This window comes from Mycolicibacterium novocastrense, from assembly GCF_001570485.1.
GTDB classification, from domain to species: domain Bacteria; phylum Actinomycetota; class Actinomycetes; order Mycobacteriales; family Mycobacteriaceae; genus Mycobacterium; species Mycobacterium novocastrense.
Map to the genome: position 1 here is coordinate 1 of NZ_BCTA01000099.1, position 14,503 is coordinate 14,503.

A 14,503-nucleotide genomic window follows, 5' to 3' on the forward strand; every position below is an offset into this window, starting at 1 on the left:
CACCGAGGAGATCCTGGCCGGGGTCTACGCCCAAGTCCTTGGACTGGAGCGAGTCGGCGTCGACGAATCCTTCTTCGAACTCGGCGGCGATTCCATCCTGTCTATGCAGGTCGTGTCCCGCGCCGCATTCGGTGGAGTGATCGTGAAACCCCGCGACGTCTTCGTCGAGCAGACAGTGTCTCGGTTGGCCCGCGTGGCGCGGGTGGCCTGGGTGGTGGTCCGTGACGGTGATGAGGTCGGCCCCGACAAGGTTGAAGCCACCCCGATCATGCGGTGGCTTCAGCAAGCGGATGGCGCAGTTGATCAGTTCAACCAGACGGTGGTGGTGCACGCCCCCGCGGGTGTGACCGAGGCCGATGTGGTGGTGGTACTGCAGGCATTGCTGGATCGACATCCCATGCTGCGGGCCCGCATCGACGATGAATATTATCGCGGGGCCCCGTGGACATTCGCGGTGCCCGAGGCCGGATCGGTGAACGCCGGTGGGTGCCTGCAGGCGGTCGACGTGCTGTCCGACGCGGCGGTGGTGGAGGCCCGTTCGCGCTTGAACCCGTTGGCAGGTGCGATGGTAAGCGCGGTGTGGGCAGCCGAGACGAATCAACTGGCCTTGGTGGTCCATCACCTGGCGGTCGACGGTGTGTCGTGGCGAATCTTGTTGGAAGACTTGAACATTGCCTGGGCTCAGCACCGCAGCGGGCAGCCGATCGAGTTGTCGGCGGGCGGAACATCGTTCGCCCGTTGGGCGCGGCTGCTCGAGGAACACGCGCACGACCCTGCTGTGGTCGCCCAGGCCGAGGTGTGGCGGCGTGTCGCCGCGACCCCTGCGGCGTTGCCGGCGGTGGAGCCGGGGGTGGATACCTTCGCCAACGCCGGGCAGCTCTCAACGCAGTTGGATCCCGAGACCACGCGAATGCTGCTCGGCGAGGTGCCAGCGGCCTTCCATGCCGGCGTGCAGGACATTCTGCTGATCGCGTTCGGCCTCGCGGTTTCGGAGTTCCTCGCCAGTGGCGCTGCGCCCGTCGGCATCGACGTCGAGGGGCACGGCCGCGCCGACGAATTGGCCGATGATGTCGACTTGTCGCGCACGGTGGGCTGGTTCACCACCAAGTATCCGGTGTCGTTGACCGTTGGTGGTTTGTCGTGGGCACGGGTGATCGCCGGTGACCCCGCGCTCGGCTCGGTCATCAAGTCCGCCAAAGAGGACCTGCGCGCCATGCCCGACGGCCTGACGTACGGGGTGTTGCGCTATTTGAACTCCGATGTCGACCTGGACGGGCCAGACCCTCGAATCGGGTTCAACTACCTCGGACGCCTAGGTGCTGCCGCCGGTGAACTGTCGGATGAGTTCTGGCGTGTCAGCCCTGACAGCGGCGCTGTCGCCCGCGCCAGCCTGGACATTCCGTTGACGCTTCCGCACACGATCGATCTGAACGCCAGCACGGCCGACACCGAGTCGGGTCCGCAGTTGCACGCCAACTGGACGTGGGCGCCCTCGGCGGTCGAGGAGGGTCAGGTCAGCCGGCTGGGCCGACTGTGGTTCGAGGCGCTGGCCGGCATCTGCGCACACGTGCGACGCGGTGGGGCGGGCCTGACTCCGTCCGACATCACTCCGGTTCGGCTGAGTCAGCAGCAGGTCGACGAACTGGAACAGAGATACCGCATCGCGGATGTGTTGCCGTTGACCCCGCTGCAGCAGGGCCTGCTGTTCCACGCCGACGCGGCCCAAGCCGCCGGTGACGACGTGTATGCGGTGCAGTTGGTGCTCACCGTTGCCGGTCCGCTCGACCAGTACCGGCTGCATGAGGCGGTGCGTACGGTGGTGCGTCGCCATCCGAATTTGGCCGCCCGGTTCAACGAGCAGTTCGACCAGCCGGTGCAGATCATCCCGCGTGATGCTGAGGCAGGGTGGCGGTATGTCGAGCTCGCCACCGATGCCGACGAGCAGGCACAGCACGTTCACGCAGCCGAACGGGAGGCGGTGTTCGACCTCGCCGAGAGTCCAGCGTTCCGGGTCGCTCTGATCCGCACCGCAGCGGACCGGCACCAGATCGTGATCACCAGCCACCACATCCTGATGGACGGTTGGTCGCTGTCGATCGTGCTCCAGGAGATGTTCGTCAGTTACTACGGGCAGCGGCTGCCGGCTGCGGTGCCGTACCGGCGGTTCTTCACCTGGCTGGCTGACCGCGACCACGACGCCGCCCAGACAGCGTGGCGCCGAGTCTTGGACGGCTTCGCCACTCCGACTTTGGTCGCTGCACCGGACCGGCTGGGTATCGGGCCGCGGGATACTCGAACGTTCTGGTTACCGCAGGTTGCGACCGGTGCGGTCAGCGAACTGGCGCGAACACATCGCACCACGGTCAGCACTGTGTTGCAGGGCGCCTGGGCGCTACTGCTGACCTCGTTGACCGGCCAGCACGACGTGGCGTTCGGCGTGACGGTGTCGGGTCGGCCCACAGAGGTGCCAGGTGCTGAGTCGATGGTGGGCCTGATGATCAACACCGTGCCGATGCGGGCGAACACCTCGGCGGAGACCACCGTCGCCGATCTGCTCGAACAGCTGCAGAGCAACTACAACGACACCTTCGAACACCAGCACATGGCGCTGCGCGACATCCACCGGCTCACCGGGCACCGCCAATTGTTCGACACCGTCTTCGTTTACGAGAACTACCCGTCCAACACCGCGGCACTCTCGAGCGCCGACGACCTGGGCATCGTCGACGTCTCCAACCGCGACTTCTACCACTACCCACTCGCGGTTCAAGCGGTACCCGGTCGTGAACTGGAACTGCGCGTTCAGTTCCGCACGGATGTGTTCGACGCTGCAGACATCGAATCGCTCGTCGAACGCTTCGAGTGGGTGCTGTCGGCCATGATCACCGATCCCACACGACAGCTGTCGACGATGAATCTGGTTGACGGACAAGACAGGGCCCGAACGGATTCGGTTCCGCTACCCGAAACCCACAGCACCGGTGCTGCCGATCGAGCGCCGGCTACCGTGACCGAGCGCGTAGTGGCCGGCGTTTTCGCCCATGTACTGGAAACAGACCACGTGGGCATCGACGATTCGTTCTTCGATCTGGGCGGAGATTCGCTTTCGGCGATGCGCGCAATCGCCGCGATCAACGCCGCCCTCGACAGCCGGCTCGCAGTCACTGCGCTGTTCGACGCTCCGTCGGTCAGGACCTTGAGCCAGCGGTTGACGGCCCAGTAGACGCGGACGTCCGCGCGACCGTCACCATACGTACGGCACCAGGCGGTGGCGAACCTTCTCGGTGTACTCGCGGTATCCGTCCAGCTCCGCCCTCAGCATGTTCTCCTCGTCGCGGATGCGGAAGGTGAGGATGGCCACGCCGACTATGACGAAGACGAGCCCGACGTAGGAGCCCAGCGCCAGCGGTATGCCGACCATCAGGATCACGTTGCCGCTGTACATGGGGTGCCGCACAATCCCGTAAAGACCTGTCGAGATGACGGTCTGGCCTTCCTCGACGCGAACGGTCGCAGCCGCATGGCTGTTTTGGATGACCACCAGCATCATCACCGTGACGCCGACGGCTACCAGAATGATGCCCAATATGCAGATCGACGTGGGCACCGAGGACCAGCTAAAGCGATGGTCGAGTGCGCTGACTGCCAACATCGACGCGAGAGTCATCCACGATCCGGCCATGACGAACTTCTGGGTCCTGCGCGATTCCGCCGCTGGACCCCCACGCATCCGCCGCTCGAGCGCGACCGGATTCGTTCGCATCAGGTAGATGCTGGGAATCCACCCCGAGAGGGCGAACACAACGAGGAAAACCCACGCTTGCCAGTAGTCGAAGGTGCCTGCCGCCAGGAACAGGATCAGTCCGAACGTGACAGGTTCGACTAGACCGAACGCCAACATCTTAGGAGTGGTCTTCAACGATTCCCCTTCTGGTCCCTGGGCTTCCGGCGAACCGGTCGGCCCGCAGCGCACGTTTGTAAAGTACCGTCCGCCACGGCGACTGGTACGCGAACGGGTCGCACGTCGGACAGCCGCCATGACCACGGCCGGTAACCGATCACCCGGGCACTGGTCACGATCCGCTCGATATCATCTGCGGGTATCGAAAAGCCGGGGATTGTGTCGATCGGAGGCGCATGACTGCACGAGTCGAGGAGTTGGAGTTCCAGGCAGAGGCCCGCCAACTCCTGGAATTGCTGATCCACTCGGTGTACTCCAACAAGGATTCGTTCCTGCGGGAGTTGATTTCGAATTCGTCCGACGCGCTCGACAAGCTGCGGCTGGAGGCGCTGCGCAACAAGGACCTGGACGTCGACACCGCCGATCTGCACATCGAGATCGTCCCGGACAAAGAGGCACGCACCCTGACCGTCCGCGACAACGGCATTGGCATGACTCACGACGAGGTCGTCGAACTCATCGGCACGCTCGCCAAGTCGGGCACCGGCCAACTCCGCCAGCAGTTGCGCGAGGCCAAGAACGCGGCCGCCGCCGAGGAACTGATCGGCCAGTTCGGGATCGGTTTCTACTCGACGTTCATGGTCGCCGACAAGGTCGAGCTGCTCACCCGCAAGGCCGGCGAGAGCCAGGCCACCCGGTGGGTCTCCAGCGGTGAGGCCACCTACACCATCGAAACCGTCGAGAACGCGCCCCAAGGCACCTCGGTCACCCTGCACCTCAAGCCCGAGGACGCCGAGGACCAGCTGCACGATTACACCTCGGAGTGGAAGATCCGGGAACTGGTCAAGAAGTACTCCGACTTCATCGCCTGGCCCATCCGGATGGACGTCGAGCGCCGCACCCCGCCGAGAGAAGAGGGCGGCTCCGAAACTGGTCAGGAGACCGTCACCGTCGAGACGCAGACCCTCAACTCGATGAAGGCGCTGTGGGCCAAGTCCAAGGACGAGGTTTCCGACGAGGAATACAAGGAGTTCTACAAGCACATCGCCCACGCCTGGGACGACCCCCTCGAGGTGATCGCGATGAAGGCCGAGGGCACTTTCGAGTACCAGGCCCTGCTGTTCATCCCGTCGCAAGCGCCGTTCGACCTGTTCACCCGCGACGCCAAGGTCGGTATCCAGCTCTACGTGCGGCGCGTGTTCATCATGGGCGACTGCGAAGACCTCATGCCCATGTACCTGCGCTTCGTCAAGGGTGTCGTCGATGCACAGGACATGTCGCTCAACGTCTCTCGCGAAATCCTCCAGCAGGACCGGCAAGTCACCGCGATCCGCCGGCGGCTGACCAAGAAGGTCCTGTCGACGATCCAGGAGTTGCAGTCCGAGCGGCCGGACGACTACCGCACGTTCTGGACCCACTTCGGGTCCGTCGTCAAAGAGGGTCTGATGTCGGACTTCGACAACCGCGACACCCTGCTGCGGATCTCGTCGTTCGCCTCCACCCACAGCGACGACGAACCCACCACCCTCGCCCAATATGTCGAGCGCATGAAGGACGGTCAGGAGCAGATCTTCTACGCAACCGGACAGTCCCGCGAGCAACTCCTCAAGTCGCCCCATCTGGAGGCGTTCAAAGCCAAGGGTTACGAGGTGCTGCTGCTCACCGACCCGGTTGACGAGATCTGGGTTGGCTCGGTGTCCGACTTCGATGGGAAGCCACTGCAGTCCGTCGCGCGCGGCGAGGTCGACCTCGACTCGGACGAGGAGAAGAGCGACGCCGAACGCGAGGAACAGCAGAAGGAGTTCGCCGAACTGCTCGACTGGTTGAAGGAGACCCTGAGCGAGCACGTCTCGGAGGTCCGGCTCTCCACGCGTCTGACTGATTCGCCGGCGTGCCTGATCACGCCGACCTTCGGCATCACACCCGCGCTCGCCCGCATGTACCGCGCCTCCGGGCAGACGGTGCCGGTCAGCAAGCGGATCCTCGAACTCAACCCCAAGCATGCGCTCGTCGTGGGTCTTCGACAGGCGCACAAGGATCGCGGCGATGAGGCCGGGATGAACGATACCGCCGAATTGCTCTATGGGACGGCGCTTCTGGCCGAAGGCGACCTACCCGACGACCCGGCCAAGTTCGCCGGGCTCATCGCCGAGCGGCTCGCCCGCACCGTGTAAGCGAGTCGCCGAACCTGGGTACCCCCTATGTGCCCTGGTCAGCGGCCGCGGGAAGCCGTTGACCTCATCTATTGTTGAGGTTCTACGGTGATTTCATGAGCATGGAAACGGTCGCGCGGCAGGCGCTCTACCGGCAGTCGCATGCCCGCGGCGGTGACCTGCGGTCGCTGCTGAACGCGGCGTTACTGCGTCGCATCTGGCGCTTCGCCGGGCGCCACCATCCTCGGCTGCGCGCGTTCGTCGCCGTCAGCGTCGTCGCGGCACTCCTCGGCGTCGCCACCCCCGTGCTGGCGGGTAAGGTCGTCGACGCGATCACAGCAGGGTCGCGCGGCACGGTGCTTCTGCTGGCGGCCGTCATCGCTGCGGTGGCCGTCGCCGAGACCGGCGCCTCCCTCGTGACGAGGTGGCTGTCGTCGACGATCGGCGAGGGCTTGATCCTCGACCTGCGCACCGCAGTGTTCGACCACGTGCAACGGATGCCGGTCGCCTTCTTCACCCGCACCCGAACCGGCGCATTGGTCAGCCGGCTCGGCAACGACGTCATGGGCGCGCAGCGGGCCTTCTCCGACACGCTGTCGGGTGTGGTGTCCAACCTCGTGACGCTCACGCTGACGTTGGTGGTGATGCTGTCGATCTCCTGGCAGGTCACCCTGCTCTCGCTGGTGCTCGTGCCGCTGTTCATCGTTCCGGCCCGCCGGATCGGCCGCACCATGGCCCGGCTGTCGCGCGAGGCCGCCGCCCACAACGCGACCATGAACACCCAGATGACCGAACGGTTCTCGGCGCCCGGCGCGACGCTGGTCAAGCTGTTCGGCAATCCCGCGACAGAATCTCGCGAGTTCGCCGTGCGCGCGGGGCGCGTCCGCGACATCGGCGTGAAAACCGCGATGCTGCAGTCGGTCTTCATGAACTCGCTGACGTTCATGTCGGCCCTTGCGCTCGCGCTGGTCTACGGGCTCGGCGGTGCCCTCGCGATCGGGGGCCACCTGCAGGCCGGCGCGATCGTGTCGCTGGCCCTGTTGCTGACCCGGCTCTATGCTCCGCTGACCGCACTGGCCAACGCGCACGTCGAGATCGCCACCGCCCTGGTGTCCTTCGAGCGGGTCTTCGAGGTGCTCGACCTCGAACCGCTCATCGCCGAGAAGGCGGACGCCGTCCCCGTGCCCGCCGGCCCGGTGGCGGTGCAGTTCGACAACGTGCGCTTCTCCTACCCGTCGGCGGACAAGGTGTCGCTGGCCTCACTGGAGGAGGTCGCCGAACTCGACATCCGCGGCGGTGACGAAGTGCTGCACGGCATCTCGTTCACGGCGCAACCCGGTCAGATGGTGGCGCTGGTCGGCTCGTCCGGCGCCGGCAAGTCGACGATCGCCTCGCTTCTCGCCCGGCTCTACGACGTCGACTCCGGTGCGGTGACGTTCAACGGCGTCGACGTCCGCGACGTGTCCTTCGCGTCGCTCAAGGAGACGGTCGGCGTGGTCACCCAAGACGGCCACCTGTTCCACGAGTCGATCCGGGCCAACCTCACGCTGGCGGCATCCGATGCCACCGATGACGAACTGTGGGAGGCACTCGACCGCGCCCGGCTGGCCGACGTGGTCGCCGAGATGCCCGACGGTCTCGACACCGTGGTCGGCGAGCGGGGATATCGCCTGTCCGGCGGGCAGCGCCAGCGGTTGACGATCGCGCGCCTGCTGCTGGGCCGATCACGGGTCGTCGTGCTCGACGAGGCCACCGCCTCGCTGGACTCCGAATCGGAGGCTGCCGTTCAGCAGGCGCTCACCGAGGCGCTCGCCGGCCGGACGTCCATCGTGATCGCGCACCGGTTGTCCACCGTCCGTGCCGCCGATCTCCTCCTAGTCGTCGAGGACGGCCGCATCGTCGAGCGCGGCACGCACTTCGAACTTCTCGCCAACCGGGGCCGCTACGCCGAGTTGTACGAAACCCAGTTCGGAGCCCAGGAAACGGCCGCCGCGTGATTCGAACTATCGCGAAACTGCATTGGCGCAGGCGTCCACTCGACATTTCCCTGCTGGAATGCCGTTTCGGCGCACGAGGTTATCCGGTCGCCCCGCATGGGAAGATGGCCTAAGTGGTCGCTCCCGAAATCCAGGCCCTGCGCTCAGCGCCGGCCATCGCCCCGCCACCGCAACGCCGACGCGCGAGCTCGGACCTGTGGCGGATGCTGCCGTACCTGATGCCGTACCGGGCGCGCTGGATCGCGATGGTCACCGTCGCGATCGCCAGCCTCGCCGCCACCGTGTCGATCCCGCTGATGACCAAGGCCGTCATCGACGGTCCGGTGCGCCACCAGGACCAGCAGGGCCTGTGGCTGCTCGGCACCGCCGCGATGGGCGTCGGCATCACCGAGGCGGTCCTGTGGTTCATCCGCCGTTGGCTGGCGGCGCGCGCCACCATGGGCGTCGAGGCCGACATCCGCAAGGATCTCTACGCCCGGCTGCAGGTGCTGCCGATGAGCTTCCACGGGCGCTGGCAGTCCGGCCAGCTGCTCTCGCGAATCATGAACGACCTCAGCACTATTCGTCGCTTCATGTCTTTCGGTCTGCTCTTCCTTCTGCTCAACGGACTGCAGATCACCGTTGTGACGGCCATCCTGCTGACGATGTACTGGCCGCTGGGCGTGATCGTGCTGGTGTCGATCGTGCCGATCACACTGACCGTCCTGCACTTCCAACAGGAGTACACCCGGTTGTCGCGGCTGGCGCAGGATCAGGCGGGCCACGTCGCCACCCACGTCGAGGAGTCCGCGCTCGGGCTGCGGGTGGTGAAATCCTTCGGGCGCGAGGACTACGTCTACGACCGGTTCGACGAACAACTCTCCGATCTCTATGAAACGCAGATCGATCGCGTGTCGGTCTCGGCGAAGTTCTGGACGCTGCTCGAAGTCATCCCGAACCTGACCTTGATCGTGGTGCTCGGTTTCGGCGCCTACGCCGCCGGTGAAGGTCACGTCACCCTTGGCACCCTGGTCGCATTCATCACGATGATGCTGTCGCTGGTCTGGCCCATCGCCTCCCTGGGCTTTCTGTTGTCGATGACGCAGGAGTCGTTCACCGCCGCGAACCGGATCACCGAGATCTTCGATACGGCAATCGATATCGCCGACGGTCCCGTGGATGAACCGCCGAGCGGTGGACGCCTGGAACTCGTCGACGTCGGATTCCGATTCCCCGACTCGGACGATTTCGCTCTGCGCCATGTCACCCTCACCGTTGAGCCGGGGGAGACGCTCGCGCTCGTCGGGCCGACGGGATCGGGAAAGTCGGTGCTGGCCGCACTGCTGTCCCGGTTGTACGACGTGACCGAGGGATCCATCCGCATCGACGGCCGCGACATCCGCGAACTCACCCTGTCGGCGCTGCGTGAAACGGTGGCCACGGCCTTCGAGGACCCGACGCTGTTCTCCATGTCGGTCGCCGAGAACCTGAAGCTCGGACGCGCCCCCGAAAACCCAGCCTCCGATGACGAGCTGGCCGAAGCGATCGACGTCGCGGCCGCCCACTTCGTCTACGACCTGCCGTTCGGCCTCGAAACCCGCATCGGCGAACAGGGCATGAGCCTGTCCGGTGGGCAGCGGCAGCGGCTGTCGCTGGCGCGGGCGATCCTGGCGGCGCCCAAGATCCTCGTGCTCGACGACACGTTGTCCGCGCTCGACGTTCACACCGAAGCGGTGGTCGAGGAGGCGCTGCGCCGCGTGCTGCACTCCGTCACGGGAATTGTTGTGGCGCACCGCGCGTCGACGGTGCTGCTCGCCGACAAGGTGGCCCTGTTGGAGGACGGCACCATCACCCGCGTCGGCACGCACGCCGAACTGCTGGCGCGGGTGCCGCAGTACCGCTACCTGCTGGCCGCCGATGACGAACTCGACGACGGCACCGAGCGCGCGTGCGCGTGGGAGGACGATCGGGACCGCAGCCGCCTCGACCACGCCGTGGAGGAGCAGGAGGCGCTGCACCGCGACCCTGCGCAGCGACGCTTCGCCGCCTCGGAGGCCGAACGCCGATGACCGCCACCGACACCCCTGATACCGCGACATCAGAATGGCGCGGCAAGTTCGAAGAACAACACGACGACCTCCCGATCGACGAGACCCTCGACCGCCGCCGCGAAGCCCGCTCGCTTCTCGGCGACCTGCTGCGCCCCTACCGCTTCACCGTGGCGCTGCTCGCCCTCGTCGTGGTCGTGGAAAACGCGGCCCGCCTGTCGGTTCCGATCCTCGTGCAGCGCGGCATCGACCGGGGCATCCCGCCGATCGTCGACGGCGGCCCGGCCCACACGCTGCTGATGATCGTCGGCACCCTCGCCCTCGTCGTCGCGGTCCAGGCCACCAGCAGAATGTTCTTCCTCCGCCGCTCCGGGCGCATCGGCCAGAAAGTGCTCCTGGAGCTGCGCCGCAGGGTGTTTCGGCACTTTCAGCGCCTGGACATCGCCCTCCACGACCGGTACACCTCGGGCAGGGTGGTGAGCCGATCCACGAACGACGTCGAAGCCATCCAGGACATGCTCGAGACCGGCTTCGACAGCCTGGTCACCGCGGTGCTCACGCTGTTCGGGACCGCGATCCTGCTCGTGGTGCTCGACTGGCGGCTCGGCTTGATGTGCCTGGGCGCCTTCCCGCTGTTGATCGGGCTGGTGTGGTGGTTCCGCAACGAGTCCGCGAGAACATATCGCCGCGTGCGCGAGAGCGCCGCGCTGGTGATCGTGCAGTTCGTCGAGACGATGACGGGTATCAAGGCCGTGCAGGCCTATCGCCGGGAACCGCGCAACCAGCAGATTTTCGAAGACATTGCCGACCGCTACAAGGCCGACAACGAGCGCACATTCCAACTGCTCGCGATCTTCATGCCCGGTGTCAAGCTCGTCGGCAACCTCACCACCGGTGTGGTGTTGCTTTACGGCGGCTACCGAGTCCTCAACGGTGAGATGACGATCGGCACGCTGACAGCCTTCCTGCTGTACCTGCGGATGTTCTTCGAGCCGATGCAGGAGATCTCGCAGTTCTTCAACACCTTCCAATCGGCGGCCTCGGCACTCGAGAAGCTCGCGGGCGTGCTCGCCCAGCGGCCGGGCATCAAGGACCCGGAGCGCCCCGTCGCGCTGACCGATGTGCGCGGCGAGATCGCCTTCCGCGACGTCCGATTCGAGTACGTCGCCGACCGCGCCGTCCTGCCGGGGTTGACGCTCGAAGTGCCGGCCGGCCAGACCGTCGCGCTGGTCGGTACCACCGGCGCGGGCAAGACCACGATCGCCAAGCTGATCGCGCGGTTCTACGACCCGGTATCCGGCTCGGTGACACTCGACGGCGTTGACTTGCGCGACCTTTCGCAGAGCGACCTACGCCGCCATGTCGTGATGGTCACCCAGGAGAACTTCATGTTCGACGGGACCATCGCCGACAACATCCGGTTCGGCCGGCCCGACGCGACCGACGCCGAGGTCGCCGCGGCGGCCGAGGCCGTCGGCGCCGGCCGTTTCATTGCGGCGTTGCCCGACGGTTACGACACCGACGTCGCCAAACGTGGCGGTCGGCTCTCGGCGGGTCAGCGGCAACTCGTCGCGTTCGCGCGGGCGTTCCTCGCCGACCCCGCGGTGCTGATCCTCGACGAGGCGACGTCATCGCTGGACATCCCCAGCGAGCGCATGGTGCAGCGAGCGCTCGAGACTGTGCTCGCCGACCGGACGGCCTTGGTCATCGCGCACCGGTTGTCGACGGTGCAGGTCGCCGACCGGGTGCTGGTGCTCGAGCACGGCCGCATCGTCGAGGACGGTGCGCCAACGGATCTGATCGCCCGCGGCGACGGCCACTATGCCGCACTACACCGCGCCTGGGTCGAGTCGCTGGCCTGAGACCCGCCGCCGAAACTGAAGATATCCGCGAGATCGGCGCGCGAAACTTCGCGCACAAGTTCAGTTTCGCCGGAGTCAGGCCTGCGCCAGCAGCGCTTTGAGTTTCTCGTTGACCGCCGGCAATTCTGACGTGAGCATCGAGATGATCCGGTCGCGCGCACGCTCGCTGACGTTGGCGGTCACATGGTGCAACGCGTTGAGGCGCGCCGCGTCGACCCACGCCATCATGTCCGGGTCGGAGAACCACTGCAGTTGATTCTGGTTGAAGATCAACATCATCCGCAGCCAGTCGGTCGGTACATGCGGGTAGGGCACCGGCCGGCACAATGCGTTGCGGGCGTCGTCGTGGGGGTACGCCGTTTCGACGTGAGCGATGACGGCCGCGCTGAACGCCGGCTGACAGGTGCGCACCGTTTGCAGGGCGATGTGGTTGCCGTCGAAGATCGTCGTCACCGGCTCCTTGCCCAAACCATCTGCACTGCAGTCGATGTAGAGCACCGATCCGTCGATGTCGCGGACGCCGGCGTCCAACGTGATCCGGCCCGGCTCGATCGCCTGGACGTGGCCCATCCGCACGACGTCGGTGATGCGGCGCAGTTCGGATAGCTCGGCCTGCGACAGGATCGCGCACCGGTACATGGTCGGTTCGACGGACCGGTCGATGCGTTGCAGGCAGCCCTTGTCCTCGAGCCGGGTGAACAGGTCAGGAAGCGACTCCGCCTCGCGCACCGCAGCCAATTGATTGGCGAAGTCGCCGATCGTGTGCTTCGCGAACTGCCGTCCGGGCTGGATGGCCGCCCGGTCCAGCACCCATGACTCGCGGGGCTTGATCCACGTGATTCGCTCCGGTGCGACGCCGTGCCGAAGGAGCCACAGGCATGAGTCCATCGCCGTCTTCCCCGCTCCCACAATGACATAGCGGTCACGCGGATCGGGGAGGCGCGGCAGGCTATTGGGCGGCACGACGTGGACGCCGTCGGCGACGGTGTAGGTCGGGCGTCGCATCGACGGGACGACAACCTCCACCCGCGTGGTCACCACCCGCCGTGCGGTCACCTCGATGTCCTCGCCGCCGAACGTGCGCACCCGCCCGTCGCCGAGGTACTCGCTCATCGGCAGGTACGTCACCCGGCCGGTCGGCAGCAGGTGCTGGGTCATCACCGCATCGAAGTACGCGCACACCTCGGCGCCACTGGCCAACTCGTAATAGCCTGCGTTGAGCCCGAATTGGTCGACGGTGTCACTGCCCAGCCCACGGGAGTTCACCCCGTAGTAGGCCGACGGTTGGTGCAGCCGCACGAACGGGTACGCCGTCGTCCAGTGCCCGCCGGGCTGGTCGTTGCGGTCGACGACCACGACCGTTGCATCCGATTCCTGGACCAGCGTGTCGGTGAACGCGAGCCCCATCGCGCCCGCACCCACGACGAGGTAGTCGGCCTGCAGTGTCCGCCCCATTTATCGCACGCTAGCGAAGAACTTCGCGACGTCGTCGACGTACAGGTCGGGCTGCTCGAACGCCGCGAAGTGACCACCGCGCGGCATCGTCGTCCAGTGGGTGATGTTGTATCCGTTCTCGCACCAACTGCGCGGGGCTTGCAGGATCTCCTTGGGGAAGGACGCGACACCGGTCGGGAGCTCGACCCGATCGAATCCGCCGAACGCGTTGAAACTCTCCCAGTACAGGCGGGCCGACGACGCGCCCGATGCGGTCAGCCAGTACAACATCACGTTGTCGAGCAGTTCGTCTCTGGTCAGCACGTTCTCTGGATGGCCGTCGCAGTCCATCCACGACCAGAACTTCTCCACGATCCATGCGAGTTGCCCGGCCGGGGAGTCGACGAGCCCGTAGCCGAGGGTCTGCGGCCGAGTGGACTGTTGTTTGGAATAGCCCGAGTCCCACTTCTGGTAGTAGGAGCCGCGTTCCAGCGCCCGCTGCTCCTCCTCGGTCGGATTCTCGAGCTTGCCCGGCGGAAATCCGAGCGGCATGTTCAGGTGGATGGCCGTACAGCGGCCTTCGTTGCGGCCAATCTGCGTGGTGACCGCGGCACCCCAGTCTCCGCCCTGCGCGCCGAACCGCTCATAGCCCAGCGCGCCCATCAGGGTGTCCCAGGCCGAGGCGATCCTCTCGATGCCCCAGCCCGTCGCGGTGGGCTTCGCGGAGAAGCCGTAACCCGGCAGCGACGGGCAGACCACGTCGAAGCCGCGTTCGGTGAGCGGTTCGATCACCTTGTGGAACTCGACGACCGAGCCCGGCCAGCCATGGGTGATCAACAACGGAAACGCGTCGGGGCGCGACGAGCGCTGATGGATGAAGTGGATGTCCAGGCCGTCGATCTCGGTGGTGTAGTGGTCGAACCGGTTCAACGCCTCTTCCCGGGCCCGCCAGTCGTATTCTTCGGCCCAGTACCCGGCCAGTTCGCGGGTGTAGTCCAGCGGGATTCCCTGACTCCAGTCGTCGACGCATTCGGCCTCGGGCCATCGCGTGCGGGCCAGCCGCCCCTTCAAATCTTCGAGATCTGCGTCGGGAACTGCGATGCGGAACGGGCGGATCGCTGCCATGTCC

At 66.0% G+C, this 14,503-nt stretch carries 8 protein-coding genes; 5 read left to right on the plus strand and 3 right to left on the minus strand.

The window, feature by feature from the left end:
- Positions 1-3,223, plus strand: a 3,223-nt coding sequence (locus RMCN_RS29345) for a condensation domain-containing protein (RefSeq protein WP_067396636.1), incomplete at its 5' end; no start/stop codon positions are given.
- Between the two features lie 21 nt (positions 3,224-3,244).
- Here the strand turns inward: RMCN_RS29345 and RMCN_RS29350 are convergent.
- Positions 3,245-3,901 carry a methyltransferase family protein gene (locus RMCN_RS29350; RefSeq protein WP_084377859.1) on the minus strand — a complete coding sequence of 219 codons (657 nt, stop codon included), beginning with the start codon at positions 3,899-3,901 and terminating at the stop codon, positions 3,245-3,247.
- Positions 3,902-4,137: 236 nt separating this feature from the next.
- On the opposite strand from RMCN_RS29350, the gene htpG reads away from it, so the two are divergent.
- The 4 genes from htpG (at position 4,138) to RMCN_RS29370 (ending at position 11,940) form a co-directional block, all read left to right on the plus strand.
- Complete coding sequence (gene htpG, locus RMCN_RS29355) at positions 4,138-6,075, plus strand: molecular chaperone HtpG (RefSeq protein ID WP_067396639.1); 1,938 nt, start codon at positions 4,138-4,140, stop codon at positions 6,073-6,075.
- 95 nt (positions 6,076-6,170) lie between these two features.
- Positions 6,171-8,051, plus strand: a complete 1,881-nt coding sequence (locus RMCN_RS29360) for an ABC transporter ATP-binding protein (RefSeq protein WP_067396640.1) — start codon at positions 6,171-6,173, stop codon at positions 8,049-8,051.
- Between the two features lie 113 nt (positions 8,052-8,164).
- Complete coding sequence (locus RMCN_RS29365; protein ID WP_067396641.1) at positions 8,165-10,099, plus strand: ABC transporter ATP-binding protein; 1,935 nt, start codon at positions 8,165-8,167, stop codon at positions 10,097-10,099.
- Positions 10,096-11,940 (plus strand): ABC transporter ATP-binding protein, encoded by a 1,845-nt coding sequence (locus RMCN_RS29370; RefSeq protein ID WP_067396642.1) that lies wholly within the window; start codon positions 10,096-10,098, stop codon positions 11,938-11,940. The genes RMCN_RS29365 and RMCN_RS29370 overlap by 4 nt, the downstream gene beginning before the upstream one ends.
- A gap of 75 nt (positions 11,941-12,015) precedes the next feature.
- Here the strand turns inward: RMCN_RS29370 and RMCN_RS29375 are convergent, their stop codons facing one another.
- Together RMCN_RS29375 and RMCN_RS29380 are read right to left on the minus strand one after the other, a co-directional pair.
- Positions 12,016-13,395: an NAD(P)-binding protein gene (locus tag RMCN_RS29375; protein WP_067396643.1), complete on the minus strand. Its 1,380-nt coding sequence runs from the start codon at positions 13,393-13,395 to the stop codon at positions 12,016-12,018.
- Complete coding sequence (locus RMCN_RS29380; protein WP_067396645.1) at positions 13,396-14,499, minus strand: epoxide hydrolase family protein; 1,104 nt, start codon at positions 14,497-14,499, stop codon at positions 13,396-13,398.
- Positions 14,500-14,503: the final 4 nt, after the last annotated feature.